13 protein-coding genes are annotated in these 15,756 nt (G+C 68.3%); 10 read left to right on the top strand and 3 right to left on the bottom strand.

Annotation, left to right across the window (positions count from 1 at the left end):
* Window positions 1-99 precede the first annotated feature (99 nt).
* Genes ACYKG1_RS21395 through ACYKG1_RS21385 form a run of 3 tightly spaced genes read left to right on the top strand, consistent with a single transcriptional unit; the run spans window position 100 to window position 5,654 of the window.
* Complete coding sequence (locus ACYKG1_RS21395) at window positions 100-1,569, top strand: DUF3375 domain-containing protein (protein WP_478471367.1); 1,470 nt, start codon at window positions 100-102, stop codon at window positions 1,567-1,569.
* The gene (locus ACYKG1_RS21390; protein WP_100475137.1) at window positions 1,556-2,257 is read left to right on the top strand and encodes a DUF4194 domain-containing protein; all 702 of its coding nucleotides are present in this window, start codon (window positions 1,556-1,558) and stop codon (window positions 2,255-2,257) included. The genes ACYKG1_RS21395 and ACYKG1_RS21390 overlap by 14 nt, the downstream gene beginning before the upstream one ends.
* Window positions 2,258-2,273: 16 nt before the next feature.
* Window positions 2,274-5,654 carry an ATP-binding protein gene (locus ACYKG1_RS21385; RefSeq protein WP_478471366.1) on the top strand — a complete coding sequence of 1,127 codons (3,381 nt, stop codon included), beginning with the start codon at window positions 2,274-2,276 and terminating at the stop codon, window positions 5,652-5,654.
* Window positions 5,655-5,750: 96 nt separating this feature from the next.
* On the opposite strand, the gene ACYKG1_RS21380 is transcribed toward ACYKG1_RS21385, so the two are convergent.
* Entirely contained in the window at window positions 5,751-6,530 is a 780-nt protein-coding gene (locus tag ACYKG1_RS21380) for a sulfite exporter TauE/SafE family protein (RefSeq protein ID WP_262084137.1), read from the bottom strand.
* Between the two features lie 102 nt (window positions 6,531-6,632).
* Here ACYKG1_RS21380 and ACYKG1_RS21375 point away from each other — a divergent pair, with 102 nt between their 5' ends.
* Complete coding sequence (locus tag ACYKG1_RS21375) at window positions 6,633-7,025, top strand: YchJ family protein (RefSeq protein ID WP_100475139.1); 393 nt, start codon at window positions 6,633-6,635, stop codon at window positions 7,023-7,025.
* Window positions 7,026-7,028: 3 nt separating this feature from the next.
* Here the strand turns inward: ACYKG1_RS21375 and ACYKG1_RS21370 are convergent, their stop codons facing one another.
* Window positions 7,029-8,309 carry a GGDEF domain-containing protein gene (locus tag ACYKG1_RS21370; protein WP_262227358.1) on the bottom strand — a complete coding sequence of 427 codons (1,281 nt, stop codon included), beginning with the start codon at window positions 8,307-8,309 and terminating at the stop codon, window positions 7,029-7,031.
* A gap of 151 nt (window positions 8,310-8,460) precedes the next feature.
* Here ACYKG1_RS21370 and egtB point away from each other — a divergent pair, with 151 nt between their 5' ends.
* The 6 genes from egtB (at window position 8,461) to ACYKG1_RS21340 (ending at window position 14,400) form a co-directional block, all read left to right on the top strand.
* The gene (egtB, locus tag ACYKG1_RS21365; protein ID WP_478472782.1) at window positions 8,461-9,732 is read left to right on the top strand and encodes an ergothioneine biosynthesis protein EgtB; all 1,272 of its coding nucleotides are present in this window, start codon (window positions 8,461-8,463) and stop codon (window positions 9,730-9,732) included.
* Window positions 9,729-10,703 carry an L-histidine N(alpha)-methyltransferase gene (gene egtD / locus ACYKG1_RS21360; protein WP_478471363.1) on the top strand — a complete coding sequence of 325 codons (975 nt, stop codon included), beginning with the start codon at window positions 9,729-9,731 and terminating at the stop codon, window positions 10,701-10,703. The genes egtB and egtD overlap by 4 nt, the downstream gene beginning before the upstream one ends.
* Before the next feature lie 84 nt (window positions 10,704-10,787).
* A complete protein-coding gene (locus tag ACYKG1_RS21355) occupies window positions 10,788-12,035 on the top strand; it encodes a lytic murein transglycosylase (protein WP_262227355.1) in 1,248 nt (415 codons plus the stop codon).
* Window positions 12,036-12,096: 61 nt separating this feature from the next.
* Window positions 12,097-12,987, top strand: coding sequence for a D-hexose-6-phosphate mutarotase (locus ACYKG1_RS21350; protein WP_262227354.1), 891 nt, complete (start codon window positions 12,097-12,099; stop codon window positions 12,985-12,987).
* A 26-nt stretch (window positions 12,988-13,013) separates the two neighbouring features.
* A complete protein-coding gene (locus ACYKG1_RS21345) occupies window positions 13,014-13,784 on the top strand; it encodes a GYF domain-containing protein (RefSeq protein ID WP_478471361.1) in 771 nt (256 codons plus the stop codon).
* A 70-nt stretch (window positions 13,785-13,854) separates the two neighbouring features.
* On the top strand, window positions 13,855-14,400 hold the full coding sequence (locus ACYKG1_RS21340) for a DUF2628 domain-containing protein (RefSeq protein ID WP_100475146.1): 546 nt from the start codon (window positions 13,855-13,857) through the stop codon (window positions 14,398-14,400).
* Window positions 14,401-14,409: 9 nt separating this feature from the next.
* On the opposite strand, the gene ACYKG1_RS21335 is transcribed toward ACYKG1_RS21340, so the two are convergent.
* Complete coding sequence (locus ACYKG1_RS21335) at window positions 14,410-15,597, bottom strand: benzoate/H(+) symporter BenE family transporter (protein WP_478471359.1); 1,188 nt, start codon at window positions 15,595-15,597, stop codon at window positions 14,410-14,412.
* Window positions 15,598-15,756 lie beyond the last annotated feature (159 nt).

Below are 15,756 nucleotides of genomic sequence, written 5' to 3'. Positions count from 1 at the left end.
ACCCCGCCGGCCGCTGCAAGCCGGCATGCCCACGGCTGCCCACGCGGCAGCCGTGCGTGGCGGCTCGTCCCTGTCAGCCCAACAGACCTCTTTCGCTGCATGAAGCATCGCGAACGCATCTCCCGTTACCGCCATCTGCGCGAACAGCCCCAGTGGAAGCTGCTTGCCGCCGACCACGCTCCGGAAATCATCGGCCTGCTGCAGGGGCTGCTGATGGATGGCGAGCGCACGCTGCCCTCGTCGGTGCTCAACGAGCGCCTGCAACGCGCGCTGGACCAGCTCAACGGCGACGAACTGTCGCGCGACCTGCCGCGTACCGCGCAGGCCTACATCGCGCACTGGCTGGCCCAGGGTTGGCTGGAACGCCGCCTGCCCGAGGGCGCCGACCAGGAGCAGTACGAACTGTCGACCGCGGCACTGCAGGCGATCCGCTTCGCCGACGGCCTGGAGCAGGCTCGCGTGGCGGCCACCGAAAGCCGGCTGGCGCTGGTCATCGAACAACTCTCGCAGCTGGCCGCGCAGACCGAGTCCGATCCGGACGCGCGCCTGTCGGCGCTGCGCGACGAGCGGGACCGCATCGACGCCGAAATCGCCCGCGTCGGTGCCGGCCGCGTGGTCGCGCTGGACGGCAAGCGCGCGCTGGAACGTGCGCGCCAGATCATCGGCCTGGCCGACGAGCTGACCGAGGACTTCCGCCGCGTGCGCGACGACTTCGAGCAGCTCAACCGCGATTTCCGCGAACGCATCATCGACGACGAGGGCGAGCGCGGCGACGTGCTGTCGCAGCTGTTCGAAGGCGTGGACGTGATCGGCGAGAGCGATGCCGGGCGCAGCTTCCAGGCGTTCTGGCGCCTGCTCAACGACGCCGAACAGAGCGCGCAGCTTGATGCCGCGCTGGAAGCGGTGCTGGCGCGCGGGTTTGCGCGCCGCCTGGACCGCAACGAACGCAACTTCCTGCGTGGCTTCACCAGCACCATGCTCGAGCGCGGTGGCCAGGTGCACGACGTGCTGCAGAACTTCGCGCGCAGCCTGCGCGGCTTCGTGCAGAGCCGTGGCTATCTGGAACAGCGCCGCCTCAACCAGCTGCTGAAGCAGGCGCAGTCTGAAGCGCTGGCGCTGCGCGACGAGTTCCCCGCGCAGCGCGGCATCGGCCGCGACCTGCAGTTGACCACCAGCCGCCTGCGTTCGTGGTCGCAGTGGAAGCTGCACGATCCACGCAGTGCCCAGGTCGACGGCAACGTCGAGTACAACGACGCAGCCGCGATCAGCCTGGAGAGTGTCGGCGATCTGGTCGCTTCGTCCGAGATCGACTTCCGCACCCTGCGCCGCGACCTGCACGACCTGCTCGATGCGCAGCCGCGGCTGAGCATCGCCCAGGCCCTGTCGCAGCGCGAAGCGCCGCAGGGTCTTGGCAGCGTCATCGGCTACCTGTCGCTGGGCACGCGCTTCGGCAACGTGGTCGCCGGCGAGCAGGAGCTTGCGCAATGGCGTGGTGGCGACGGCCAGGTCCGTCGCGCCCGCATCCCGCTGGTTTGGTTCACCCAGGAGAGACGCCATGAGCTGGCATGAAGATCCCATCGACGCATCGCAGGCCGACGTGGCGGAAGACGCCTACGAGGCCGAGCCGGTGGCGGCCGTGGCGCAGCCCCGCCGTGGCAACGACGTGTATTACCTGGGCGATACCGGACGCCTGCCGCTGGATGCGCGCCGCGCGCTGTGCCAGCTGCTGATCGGCCCCAGCATCGACCAGCTGCGCCACGCCAAGCTGTGGCCGGCGCTGATCCGCAGCGAAGCCGCCATCCGTTCAGCGTTGGCCGACCTATTCCTGGAACTGGTGCTGGACCGCGACAGCGGCGTGGCCTTCACCCGCCAGGCCGACACCGAAGACGTCGACGCGCCGGTGCTGCTGCGCACCTCGCCGCTGACCTTCATCGACTCGGTGCTGCTGCTGTACCTGCGCCAGCAGCTGGCCGAGGCCGATGCGCGCGGCAACCGCGCGGTGGTCGCCGACGCCGAGATGGCCGAAGCGCTGGCCATCTACGAGAAGAACCTGTCCACCGACCGCGCCGGCTTCAACCGCCGCGTTGCTTCGGCGGTGCAGAAGATGAAGGACAACCACATCCTGACCCGCCTCAGCGGCCAGGAAGACCGCCACGAAGTCTCGCCGGCGCTGAAGCTGCTGTTCTCCGCCGAAGACGTGTCCCAGCTTTCGGCGGTCTACCGCCAGCTGCGTGAAACCCCGGCCGCCGAGGCCTGAGAGACCCGAACATCGCATGGCTATCTCCAAGCACACTCCCGCCCTGTTCAACGAAGGCCTGCCGGACCCGCGCCTGCAGCAGTTCCGCATGCGCCGCCTGCAGGTGCACAACTGGGGCACCTTCAACGGCCTGACCGAAGTACCGATCGCCGAGCGTGGTTTCCTGTTCGTCGGCCGTTCCGGCTCGGGCAAGTCGACCCTGCTCGATGCCATGTCCGCGCTGCTGACGCCGCCGGCCATCGTCGACTTCAACGCTGCCGCGCGTGAAGCCGAGCGCAGTGGCCGCGACCGCAACCTGGTGTCCTACGTGCGTGGCGCATGGGCCGACCAGCAGGACAGCGGCACCGGCGAAATCGCCACACAGTATCTGCGCAAGGGCGCCACCTGGACCGCACTGGTGCTGGAATACCGCGCCGGCGATGGCCGCGTGGTCAGCCTGGTGCGCCTGCTGTGGATCTCCGGCAACGGCACCTCGGCCGGTGACGTGCGCAAGCACTACATGATCGCCGAGCGTCCGTTCGACATCGCCAAGGATCTTGGCGGCTTCGACCTGGACCTGCGCAAGCTCAAGCAGAAGCTGCCAGACCTGCACCACTTCGACACCTTCTCCGGCTACGCCGAGCGCTTCCGCGACCTGCTCGGCATCGACAACGAAATGGCGCTGCGCCTGCTGCACAAGACGCAGTCGGCGAAGAACCTGGGCGACCTCAACGTCTTCCTGCGCGACTTCATGCTCGACACGCCGAAGACCTTCGACGCCGCCGAGCGCCTGGTCAGCGACTTCGCCGAGCTCGATGGTGCGCACCAGGCCGTGGTCACCGCTCGCCGCCAGGTGGAAACCCTGCTGCCGGCACGCGCCTACTACAACGACCTGAAGGAAATGCACCGCCAGCGTGGCGACGACGAAGCCCTGAAGCTCGGCGTCGACAGCTTCCGCGAAAGCCGCCGCCAGGCGCTGATCGAAGCACGCCTGCGCGAAATGGATGTGCGCGACCGTGGCCTGCTCGGCGAAGAAGCCCAGCGCCGCGCCGCACTCGACAACCACACCGAGCGCCTGGCCGAACTGGAACTGCAGCGCCGCCAGCAGGGCGGCGAGCGCATCGAGGAACTGGAACGCGAGCAGGGCCGTGCCGAAGCCGAGCGCGACCGCCGCCAGGCCAAGCGCGAGCAGGCAATCCAGGCGGCAAAGCAGCTGCAGGCTGAGCTGCCGGACGACGCTCACGGTTTCGCCGAGCTGGTCGAACGCGCGCAGAACGAGCTACAGGATCGCCAGCGTGCCTCTTCGGCGCTGGACGACGCGATCAGTGATCGCCTCGGTGGCAAGCGCGATGACGAGCGTCGCTTCGGCGAAGTGCGCCTCGAACTCGAAGCGATGCAGCGCACGCCGTCCAACATTCCGGCGCCAATGCAGAAGCTGCGCGCGCGCCTGGCCGAGGAAACCGGCATCGCCGAAGCGGCACTGCCGTTCGTCGGCGAGTTGATCCAGGTCCGCTCGGAAGAGCAGGGCTGGCAGGGCGCCATCGAGCGTGTGCTGGGCGGCTTCGCGTTGTCGCTGCTGGTCGATGACAAGCACTACAACGACGTCGCCGAGTGGGTGAACCGCACCCACCTGGGCATGCGCTTCACCTATTACCGGGTGCGCCGCAACGATGATGCGTTCGCGCGTGAGCCGTCGCCCAGATCGTTGCTGCACAAGCTGGAACTGCGCGAGCACGTGTTCGAAAGCTGGCTGCGGCGCGAGCTTGGCAAGCGTTTCGACTACGAGTGCGTGGATGCCAAGCAGCTGCGCAACGTCGACCGCGGCATCACCCGCGAGGGCCAGGTCAAGCATCCCGGCGACCGTTTCGAGAAGGATGACCGGAGTGCGGTGGGCGACCGCCGTCGCTGGATCCTCGGCTTCAACAACCACGACAAGGTGGGCGCCTTCGAGCGCGAAGCGCAGGAACTGGCCAAGCGCATCGCCAGCTGCGAGACCGACATCGCGCGCCTGCGCGGCCAGCGTGACCGCGACAACGAGCGCCGCCTGGCCTGCCACGAGCTGGTCAGCATCAGCTGGAACGAGATCGACATCGCTGCCCCGCAGCAGCGCCTGAGTGATATCGAGGCGACCCTGCGCGACCTGCGCGAAGGCAATGCCGACCTCGCCAAGCTGGCCAGGCAGATCGATGCCGTGCGCGCCGACATCGAGCAGTCGCGCCGCACCTATGAAGACGTCCGCGTCGAGCGTGGCCAGCTGGTCAAGGAACGTGATCGCCTCGACCGCGCCCGCCAGCAGAGCCGTGCACTGGTGCTGCCGAGCCTGGCCCAGGAGCAGGAAGCCGGGCTGGCCGAGCGCCTGCAGGAGCAGGGCCCGCTCAGCCTGGAAACGCTCGAAGCGCACATGCGCCAGGTCAGCAACGCGCTGAACGAGCAGCTGTCGTCCTCGCAGCAGGATCTCAACCGCATCGAGAACCAGCTGATCGGCTGCTTCCGCCGCTTCGTCCAGCAGTGGCCGGAGGAATCGGGCGATTTCACCGTCTCGGTGGCCTCGGCCGAGGACTTCCTGGCCCGCCTCGAACGGCTGGAGCGTGATGGCCTGCCGCAGCACGAAGAGCGCTTCTTCGATCTGCTGCAGAACCAGAGCAAGAACAACCTGCTGGCCCTGCAGCGCCACAGTGCAGAAGCCCGCAAGTCGATCGGCCAGCGCCTGGACGAAGTGAACGCCAGCCTGGAGCAGGTGCCGTTCAACCGTGGCACGCTGCTGACCATCGAACTGAGCGACCGCCGCCTGCCAGAAGTGGGCGAGTTCCACCTGCAGCTGCGCGAGGTGCTGTCGCAGCAGCAGACCGAGCAGCGCGAGCTGGCCGAATCGCAGTTCACCGTGCTGCGCCAGCTGGTCAACCGCCTGGGTTCGCAGGAAGGCGAAGACAAGCGCTGGCGCGAGCTGGTGCTGGACGTGCGCATGCACGTGGAGTTCATCGGCGTCGAGCTGGATGCGGAAACGCGCCAGCAGGTCGAGATCTACCGCAGCGGTGCCGGCAAGTCCGGTGGCCAGCGCCAGAAGCTGGCTACTACCTGCCTGGCCGCGGCACTGCGCTACCAGCTCGGCGGTGCCGACAGCCAGTTGCCCAGCTATGCCGCGGTCGTGCTCGACGAAGCCTTCGACAAGGCCGACAACGAGTTCACCGCACTGGCAATGAACATCTTCGACAACTTCGGCTTCCAGATGGTGGTGGCCACGCCGCTGAAGTCGGTGATGACGCTGGAACCCTTCATTGGTGGTGCCTGCTTCGTCGAGATCAGCGGCCGCCACGACTCCGGCGTGCTGTTGATCGAGTACGACGAAGAAGGCAAGCGCCTGAAGCTGCCCGAGCGCAGCCGCCAGCAGGCCAACGAACCGGAAGAAGCGGAGGCCTGATCCGGCCGGTTGAATGGGAATGCCGGCCAGCGGCCGGCACTGCCCATCGGCAGGGTTCATGACCCGGTAGTGCCGGCCGCTGGCCGGCAACCGCATTCACGTTCCGCGGAACGTATCCCACGCCATCCGCGCGATCAGCACCACCACCAGGCCCACGAACAGCTTGCGGATGAATGGCGTGCCGCCCTTCAACGCCAACCGCGTGCCCACCACCGATCCGATGATGTTGGCCGCCGCCATCGGCAGCGCGAACAACCACAGGATGTTGCCGGTCGGCACGAAGAACGAGATCGCCGCAACATTCGTCGCCAGGTTCACCACCTTCGATGCCGCCGATGCGCGCAGGAAATCCAGGCCGAAGAAGCGCACGAACAGGAAGATCAGGAAGCTGCCGGTGCCCGGCCCGAAAAAGCCGTCGTAGAAGCCGATTGCCGCACCGATCGCCAGCGCGATCGCCAGTTCGCGGCGGCCGATCTCCTGCGGGCGGTGCAGCGCGCCGAAGTCCTTCTTCCACAGGGTGTAGGCCAGCATGGCGATCAGCAGCACCAGCACCAGGGGGCGCACCGCGTCCTTGGGCAGCAGGCTCACCGCGGTGGCGCCGGCGAAGGAGAAGATGAAGGCGGTACCGGCCGCGAACAGTACCGGTTTCCACGGGAAGCGCACGTTGCGCGCATAGCGCCAGGCGGCCGCGCCGGTACCGAACATCGAACTGAATTTGTTGGTACCGAACAGCATCGCCGGCGTCTGCTGCGGCAGCACCGTGAACAGGCCGGGCAGCTGCACCAGGCCGCCGCCACCCACGGCAGCATCCACAAGGCCGGCGATGAAGGCGATCACCACCAGCCACCACAACTCAGGGGGAACCAGTTCCAGCACGGCGATCAATCAAGGTGGGGGCGCGACAGCATACGCCTGTCCTGCTTCAGCTGGCCCGTGCCGCGCGTGGATCAATCCGCGCAACCCGGCGACAATGCCGGCATGAGCCGAAAACCCGCCGATCCCTGCCCCTGTGGCCTGCCTGCCGACTATGCCGCCTGCTGCGGCCGTTTCCACGCAGGCGAAGCCGCACCCGATGCCGAGCATCTGATGCGTTCGCGCTACAGCGCCTATGTGCGGGGCTTGGCCGACTACCTGCGGCAGACCTGGCACCCGGACACGCGTCCGGCCGAGCTGTCATTGGACGAAGCACCCGGCCAGCGCACCCATTGGCTGGGCCTGACCGTGCACGAGCACACCGTCACCGGTACCGACAGCGCCGAAGTCCGCTTCACCGCGCGCTATCGCATCGGCGGCGGCAGCGCGGTGAGGATGACCGAACACAGCCGCTTCCAACGCATCGACGGCCGCTGGTACTACCTCGACGCAGTCTGAGCCCTACGCGCTGCGCGCAGCCAGCAGGTGCTGGCCGCCGTGCGCCCGCACCTGGTTGCGGCCCTCGTCCTTGGCCACATACAGGGCCTGGTCGGCGGCCTTGACCACGGCCATCGGCCGCGGATCCACGCGGCTGTCGGCCAGCCCGATGCTCACCGTCACCTGCACCACCTGGCCGTTGCCGCCGCGTCCGCGCTGCTGGCGGCCGGCTTCATCGTCGCGGCTGCGGGTGCTGCGGTCGCGCAGCTGCATGCGCGTATCCTCGATGCTCTGCCGCAATGCTTCCACGGCATCGACACACGCCGCCGCCGGGCGGTCCAGGAACACCACCGCGAACTCCTCGCCGCCATAGCGGAACGCACGGCCACCGTCGCCCACCCGCGCCAGCCGCGACGCCACCAGCCGCAGCACATCGTCGCCAGTGTCGTGGCCATGGGTGTCGTTGAACGATTTGAAGTGGTCCACGTCCACCATTGCGATGCTGTAGGTGCCGCGTGCCCGCTGCAGGGTCTCGTTGAACGCCCGTCGCCCCGGCAGGCCGGTCAACTCATCGCGGAAGGCCATGTGGAAGGATTCCTGCAGCATCGCGCCCAGCATCAGCAGCAGGGCGGCACCGCTCAGCGCGGGCAGCAGCACCGGCTGCAGGAAGATCCGCGGCAGCATCCACCACAGGCACAGCAGGGCCAGCAGCATCGCCGTGTGCAGTGGCCGCGGATGTCGCCACGCCTGCCAGCCCAATGCCGCGGTCGCCAGCAGGAACAGCAGCGCGGGCAGCTGCGCCAACGCGTTCCAGTCGGCGGGAATCCAGGCCCAATGACGGTTCGACAGCAGATCGTGCATGCCCTGCGGCTGCTGTGCCGCCAGCAGCAGGAAGATCACCAGTGCCGCGCCGCAGACCACGCTGCGCAGCAGCAGGTCCTGGCGCCGGCGTCCGCGCTCCGGCCACAGCGCCAGTCCCGCGAACAGCGCCGGCACCCAGGCCGAGATCGCGTGGAAGCGCAGCGGGGTCAGCGTGGTGACATGGCCATTGCGCAGGTAGCCAGCGACGTCCTGGTGCAGCAGCGCGAACACCACCGCCATCACCAGCAGCAGGCACAACGTGCGCACCTGGTGGTAGAGCAGGGCCAGGCCGGCACCGAGGCAGGCCAGCAGCCAGGGCAGGATGCGCTGGGCCGGGCTGGCCACATCCTCGGTGCCCAGCGCCATCCACAGCACCCCGACGACCAGCACGGCGGGCAGCACGAACAGGTAATGCGCAGGCTGGCGGAGCGGATGCAGGGGCACGCGGTAAGTCCAGTGCGGTGACGATGCGACCGCAGCATTGCCGTTAGCGGCGTCCCCACGCACTTCTTGAACGCGTGCGGCCGCTGCCATGTGAACGAAGTGACGCCGAACCATGACATCGCACTCACCGTCCAGCGCCGATGCTGCCCACATGGACAGCGCACCCGCCGCCGTCGCTGCTCCGCAGCGCGATCTCGCCCGCCGCTTTGCGCAGGTACGGGCCCGCAGCCTGCAGCTGGCTGCCCCGCTCAGTGCCGAGGACGCCATGCTGCAGAGCATGGCCGACGCCAGTCCCAGCAAATGGCACCTGGCCCATACCACCTGGTTCTTCGAACGCTTCGTGCTGGCCGGTTTTGCCACCACGCCGGCACATGATCCGGCCTGGGACTACCTGTTCAACAGTTACTACAAGAGCGTCGGTCCGGCGCATGCGCGGCCGCAGCGCGGGCTGCTGTCACGGCCCTCGTTGCAGCAGGTACGCGACTATCGGCAACAGGTCGACATGCAGGTGCAGTCCCGGCTGGCGGCGGGTGACCTCGACGAGCAGGCGCTGCACCACCTGCAGTTGGGACTGCAGCACGAACAACAGCACCAGGAACTGTTGCTGACCGACATCAAGCATGCGTTCTGGTGCAATCCACTGCAGCCACCGTATCGCGAGGATCTGCGGCCCGTCACAAGCACCGCTACGGCGCAGGGCTGGATCGAATCGCCCGAACGGATCGTCACCGTCGGTGCCGCAGCATGGCCACGGCACGCTGCCTTCGCCTACGACAATGAATCGCCGCCACACCGCGTGCTGCTGCCCGCGCATGCATTGGCCGAGCGCCCCGTCAGCAATGCCGAGTACCGCACCTTCATCGAGGCGGGTGGTTACCGCGAACCGCGCTGGTGGCTCAGCGAAGGCTGGGCATTGCGCGAAGCCGAGGACTGGCAGCACCCGCTGTACTGGGATGATGCCCTGCAGCGCGAGTACACCCTGGGCGGTTGGCGCGAACTGGATCCGCACGCGCCGGTCTGCCACCTCAGCTACTACGAGGCCGATGCCTGCGCCCGCTGGTCCGGCGCGCGCCTGCCCAGCGAGTTCGAGTGGGAAGCGGCCGCCGCCTCGCAGCCCCTGCGCGGCCACTTCGCCGACGACGAACACCTGCACCCGCAGGCGGGGCAGGGCAGTGGGCTGCGGCAGCTGTTCGGTGATGTCTGGGAGTGGACCGCCAGCGCCTATGGCGCCTACCCGGGCTTCCGTCCTTTTGACGGCAACCTCGGCGAATACAACGGCAAGTTCATGTGCGGCCAGTGGGTACTGCGCGGCGGCAGCTGTGCCACACCCCGCGGCCACGTGCGCGCCAGCTACCGCAACTTCTTCATGCCACCGGCACGGTGGCAGTTCTCCGGGCTGCGCCTGGCCAGGGACCTTGCATGAGCACCGTGCATGACGCGCTGCAGGCATTGACCGATCTCACTCCCGGCCGCCAACAGATCCTGGCCGACGTGGTGGCTGGGCTCTCACGTACGCCGCGGCAGCTGCCGTCCAAGTACTTCTACGATGCACGCGGCTCGCGCCTGTTCGAGCAGATCACCCAGACCCCCGAGTACTACCCCACGCGCACCGAGCTGGCGCTGCTGAAGCGCGTGCTGCCGGACATCGCCTGCACCGTTGGCCCGCGCCTGCACGTGGTCGAGCTGGGCAGCGGCAGCGGACGCAAGACCGCGCTGCTGCTGGCCGCACTGCACGACCCTGTTGCCTACACGCCGATCGAGATCTCGCGGGCCGCGCTGCTGTCCAGCATCGATCACCTGGCACCGGCGCTGCCCGAGGTGGAGATGCTGCCGGTCTGCGCCGACTTCACCCGCCCTGTCGCCGTTCCCGCACCGGAACGTACACCGGCCCGCCGCCTGCTGTTCTTCCCCGGTTCCACATTGGGCAATTTCTCCGAAGCCGATGCCGTCGCCCTGCTGCGGGCGATGCGCCAGACCATGGGCCGCGACGGCCTGGCCCTGGTCGGCATCGATCTGCACAAGGACCCGGCACTGATCGAAGCGGCCTACAACGATGCGCAGGGCGTCACCGCCGCGTTCACCCTCAACCTGCTGGCGCGTCTCAATCGCGAGATCGGCAGCGACTTCGACCTCGACGGCTTCCGCCACCGTGCCTGCTACAGCACCGCGCGGCTGCGCATCGAAACCGACCTGGTCAGCCAGTGGGCGCAGGACGTCCACCTGGATGGCCGCACGTTTCACGTTGCTGCCGGTGAACCCATCCGCGTCGAGTACAGCCACAAGTACACCGATGACAGCTTCGACGCGCTGGTGCAGCAGGCCGGCCTGCAGGTCGCGCAGCGCTGGGATGCCGCAAGCCCCGCCTATGGCCTGCGCCTGCTGCGCATCGCCTAGGGCGGCCAACCAGCCGGCGCCCCTTCAGGTTCGGTCGCACCGCTGCCCCTAAGATGGCCGTGCAACGGCAACACGGAGGACGCCATGCCCATTCTGACCACGCTCGGCCTGGCGGCCGCCCTCGCGTCGACCCCGCCGCTGCCTGCGGCCCCCGCCGCCACTATCGATCCGGCGTTCAGCCGCTGCCTGGCGGGCCTGCAGGCCACCGCCGCGACCCAGGGCATCAGCGCCGATCGATTCAACGGAATCACCGCCGGGCTCACGCCGGACCCAAGCGTGCTCGGGCTGCTGGACGCACAACCGGAATTCACCACGCCGATCTGGGATTACCTGGCCGCGCTGGTCGACCGCCAGCGCGTCGATGATGGCCGCACCCTGCTGCAGCAACATCGCGATCTGCTCGATCGTGTCTCCGCGCAGTACGGCGTCGATCCGGCCACCATCGTCGCGGTCTGGGGCGTGGAGAGCGACTATGGCCGCGTCTTCGGCAAGCGCCCGCTGCTGCAGTCGCTGGCCACGCTGTCCTGTGCCGGACGCCGCCAGGCGTTCTTCCGTGGCGAACTGCTGGCGCTGCTCAAGCTGATCGATCGCGGTGACCTGCAGGGCCAGGGGCTCACCGGTTCCTGGGCCGGCGCCTTCGGGCACACGCAGTTCATGCCCAGTACCTACGCACGTATCGCGGTCGATGGTGATGGCGATGGCCGCCGCGATCTGGTCGGCAGCATTCCCGACGCGCTGGCGTCCACCGCCAACTACCTCAAGCGTGCCGGTTGGCGCAGTGGCGAACCGTGGGGCATGGAGGTCCGTGTTCCCGCCGGCTTCAACGCCAGTCTGGCGGGCCGCACCCAGCGCCGGGCCCTTGCCGACTGGCGCGCGCAGGGCGTGACCGCGCTCGATGGCAGCGTGCTGGCCCCAGCCAACCTGCCGGTCGACGCGCGCGCCGCCCTGCTGCTGCCGGCTGGCATCAAGGGCCCGGCATTGCTGGTGTTCCGCAACTACGATGCGATCTACAGCTATAACGCCGCCGAAAGCTATGCGCTGGCGATCGCCACGCTGGCCGACCAGCTGCGTGGCGGCACCGGCCTGGCCACCGCCTGGCCGACCGATGATCCCGGCATCGGCCGCGATGAACGCCGCCAGTTGCAGACCCTGCTGCTGGCCCGTGGCCACGACATCGGCAGCGCCGACGGCATGATCGGCACCGCAACCCGCCGCGCGATCCAGGCCGAGCAGCAGCGCCTGGGCTGGGCCAATGCGGATGGGCGCGCCGGCCAGCGCATCCTGCGCGCGTTGCAGCAGGAGGCAGCAGCAGGGGCGCCTGCCAGCCGCTAGACCTTGCCGATCGCACGGTGGCCGCGACATCATCGCCGCGGTCATCAAGGAGTGTCAGCGCATGCAGTCGAACCCGGACATCAGCACCGGCCTGTACCACGGGCTCGAGGCCTGGCAGATACGCACCCCCAGCGCCACCGCGGTCATCAGCGTGTTCGGTGGACAGCTGCTGTCGTTCATTCCAGAGGGGCAGCCGGACCTGCTGTGGCTGTCGCCGAAACGGGCCGGGTTGCCCACGCCGATCCGGGGCGGGGTTCCGGTGTGCTGGCCGTGGTTCGGTCGCCAGGGCCAGAGCGACGATGCGCTGGCACACGGCCTGGTGCGCACCGCGCGCTGGGAGCTGCTGCAGGCCCGCCAGGACGATGACGGTGAGCTGGAGCTGCAGCTGGCACCCGCATTGACTGCCGAACGTGGCCTGCGCCTGCAGATGCAGCTGCGCATCGGTCGCCAGCTGCGGCAGCAACTGGCCACCGAGAACACCGGCACGTCCCCGGTGACCTTCACCCAGGCCCTGCACAGCTACTTCCGGGTCGGCGATGCCCGTCGTGTCGAAGTCGATGGCCTCGATGGCCTGCACTATCTGGACAAGTACGAGGACTACGCGCAGCTGCGCCAGCAGCAGGGGCCCTGGTCGTTGCGCGACCCGCGCGATCCGGGGCGCAGCGACCGCATCTATACCGGTGCCGGTGGCTGTTACGTGCTGCGCGATCCCGTCCTGCAGCGGCGGATCGAGATCCGCAGCGAAGGCAGCCAGACCCTGGTGGCGTGGAATCCGGGCGCGGAGGCGGCGGCGAAGATGGCCGATGTCGGCGACGGTTGGCACGACTACGTGTGCCTGGAAGTGGCCAATGCAGGTCCAGAGCAGATTACGCTTGCACCCGGCGCGCGCCACCTTCTGGTACAGGTGCTGGCCAGTGAACCGCTGGAGGCCGTGGCCGGACGTTCAGAGTAGCGATGGGATCGACAGGAATGGATGGCATGCAGGAAGCACAATGGTGGTACGCCAACAGCAAGCAGAGCGAAGGACCGGTGGACCTGGCCGGGTTGCGCCGCCTGCGGCAGGACGGCACGGTAACCGCCCACACGCTGATGTGGCGCGAAGGAATGGCATCGTGGCGGCCGCTGGCCGAGCTGGACCCCTCGGTGACGCCGCTGGGTCCGACTCCGCTGCCGGTTGAACCGGTGCAGGCCGTCACCGCCAGCGAAGCGCCGAGCGCTGATCCGTCCGACCCCTATCGTGCACCCGCCAATTCGCCCGTAGCAGCGACCGCGCCGCAGCTGGAAGGCGACATTGCCTTGTACGCCGCCGTGGTCGGCGGCAACTTCCCCATCTATCGCCAGCGCTGGCGGCTGGACCAGGGCGTTGCCGAGGGCAGCGGCACCTGGCACTGGCCGGCGTTCCTGATCGGCGTGATCTGGATGGTGTACCGCAGGATGTACCGGCTGGCGGCGATCTGGGCCGGCCTGCTGGTGTTCTTCAGCATCGCCGAGGCGTTGCTGGGCGTGCCGGAAGGCGTGTCGACGGTCATTACCCTTGCCATCAACGTCACTGCTGCGATGTATGCCAATCGCTGGTACCTGGCGCACTGCCAGCGCGAGATCGCCCGCGCGCGCGCATTGGCGGGTGACGATGAGGCGCGCCTGCGCAGCGAGCTGGCCAGACGGGGTGACACCAATGCCCTGGCAGCGGCAGTGGTGGCCATCGCCGTCGTTGCGGTGATGCTGGTGGGGCAGGCGATGGCAGGCTGAGGCTGGGCGGCTTCAGATTCGCGCGCACCTGCCGCTACCGCAGGTTCATCACGGGCAAGGAACCGCCGACATGAATCATCTGGATACCCCGCCGGCTTCCCCGGCGGATGACAATCCCTATCTCGCGCCCGCCGCAGAGGTGGACGGCACGGCCGCTCCGGCGGACGCGGACTACCTGAACCTCCTTGTGGGACCCAACGCGGCGCTCTACCGCCAGCGCTGGCATCTGGACAGCCCGGTGCCGAAGCCGCCGCGGCCGTGGCACTGGCCCGCGTTCCTGGTGCCGACGTACTGGCTGCTGCACCGGAAGATGTACCTGGCGGCCATTCTCTTCGAATTGGTCCTGTTCGGCATCGCGCTGCTGTCGGCCCACGCCAACCCGCTGCTCACCGTGGCGTTGCTGGCGGTGCCACGGTTCGCCATCGCCGTGACAGCCAACAGCCTGTACCTGCGCTATTGCACGCGGCTGCTGGCCAAGGTGAAGACTGCCCACGCCGGGCAGCACAACCGCATCCGCACAGAACTGCAGCGTCGTGGCGGCACCAGCGTGTGGGCGGTGGTGACCGGCATGGCAGCCGTCGCGGTGATCAACACCGTCGCTCGCCTGGCTGCCTGATCCGTTTGCTCAGGCCGGTACCCGTGCCCGCAGCACCAGCAGGCACAACGCACCGGCCACCAGGCCCCAGAACGCCGAGCCGATCCCGGCCAGGGAAACTCCCGAGGCGGTAACCAGGAAGGTGACCAGCGACGCCTCGCGGTCGCGTTCCACCGCCAACGCACTGGCCAGGCTGTTGCCGATGGTGCCGAACAGCGCGATACCGGCCACGCAGGCCACCAGTTCCTTGGGGAAGGCCGCGAACAGTGCCGCCACCGTGGCGCCAAACAGGCCGACGACAATATAGAAAGCGCCCGCGGCCATGGCGGCGGTGTAACGTCGCGCCGGATCCTCATGCGCATCGCGGCCCATGCAGATGGCAGCGGTGATCGCCGCCAGGTTCAGCGCGTATGCACCGAACGGCGCCAGCAGCGTGTTGACTACGCCGATCCAGCCGATCAGCGGCGACACCGGCGCGTCGTAGCCTGAGGCGCGCATCACCGCCACACCGGGAATGTTCTGCGAGGCCATGGTGACCACGAACAGGGGCAGGGCAATGCCGGCCACGGCCGTCCACGACAGTGAAGGTGCCACCCACTGTGGCATTGCCAGTTGCAGCTGTACCTGCTGGGCATGCAGCAGGCCGCGGCTGGCGGCGACGGCGATGCCGACCAGCAGCGTGGCGATCACCGCATAGCGCGGGAACAGCCGCCGTCCGGCCAGCCAGGTGGCGAACATTGCCAGCGCGAGCACCAGCTGGGTGTTCATGGCCACGAACACATCCAGCCCGAAGCGCAGCAGTACGCCGGCCAGCATGCCGGCGGCCAGCGCCATCGGCACCCGTTGCATCAGTCGGGCGAAGATGCCCGAAAAGCCCGCCAGCATGCCCAGCACTGCGGCCAGCAGGAATGCACCCGTGGCCTCAGAGAGCGAGGCGCCGCCGGCACCCACCACCAGCATGGCCGCACCCGGGGTCGACCACGCCGTCACCACCGGCACGCGATAACGCAGCGACAGGCCAATGGAGGTCACGCCCATGCCCAGCCCCAGCGCCCACATCCAGGAGGCGATCTGCACCTGATCGGCACCGACGGCCTGTGCAGCCTGGAACACGATCACGGCCGAGCTGGCGAAGCCCACCAGCACCGTAATGAAGCCAGCGACGATTGCCGGCATCGAAAGATCGCGCCACCACGCGCGCCGCACCTGCATGCTCATTGCTCTGTCTCCACTGTGCATCCCTGCATTGTGCATCCCTGCATTGATAGGAGGGGGTGCGGCGTTGACCGCGCAACGCGCGGGCAACGCCGCAGTGATCTTCGAGCGCACGTCATGCGTGATGTCGTGGTGCTTCTGTCATCACCCTGCAAGAAAAGC

The organism is Stenotrophomonas sp. 85239_Sma (genome assembly GCF_056481725.1).
The sequence above is the reverse complement of the archived record's forward strand: the minus strand, read 5'-3'. Positions and strand labels throughout refer to the sequence as shown.

Coding starts and splice junctions, on each gene's coding strand:
- ACYKG1_RS21395 (WP_478471367.1), top strand. CDS start 100: ATGAAGCATCGCGAACGCATCTCCCGTTACCGCCATCTGCGCGAACAG.
- ACYKG1_RS21390 (WP_100475137.1), top strand. CDS start 1,556: ATGAGCTGGCATGAAGATCCCATCGACGCATCGCAGGCCGACGTGGCG.
- ACYKG1_RS21385 (WP_478471366.1), top strand. CDS start 2,274: ATGGCTATCTCCAAGCACACTCCCGCCCTGTTCAACGAAGGCCTGCCG.
- ACYKG1_RS21375 (WP_100475139.1), top strand. CDS start 6,633: ATGAGCCGAAAACCCGCCGATCCCTGCCCCTGTGGCCTGCCTGCCGAC.
- egtB (WP_478472782.1), top strand. CDS start 8,461: ATGGACAGCGCACCCGCCGCCGTCGCTGCTCCGCAGCGCGATCTCGCC.
- egtD (WP_478471363.1), top strand. CDS start 9,729: ATGAGCACCGTGCATGACGCGCTGCAGGCATTGACCGATCTCACTCCC.
- ACYKG1_RS21355 (WP_262227355.1), top strand. CDS start 10,788: ATGCCCATTCTGACCACGCTCGGCCTGGCGGCCGCCCTCGCGTCGACC.
- ACYKG1_RS21350 (WP_262227354.1), top strand. CDS start 12,097: ATGCAGTCGAACCCGGACATCAGCACCGGCCTGTACCACGGGCTCGAG.
- ACYKG1_RS21345 (WP_478471361.1), top strand. CDS start 13,014: ATGCAGGAAGCACAATGGTGGTACGCCAACAGCAAGCAGAGCGAAGGA.
- ACYKG1_RS21340 (WP_100475146.1), top strand. CDS start 13,855: ATGAATCATCTGGATACCCCGCCGGCTTCCCCGGCGGATGACAATCCC.
- ACYKG1_RS21335 (WP_478471359.1), bottom strand. CDS start 15,597: ATGAGCATGCAGGTGCGGCGCGCGTGGTGGCGCGATCTTTCGATGCCG.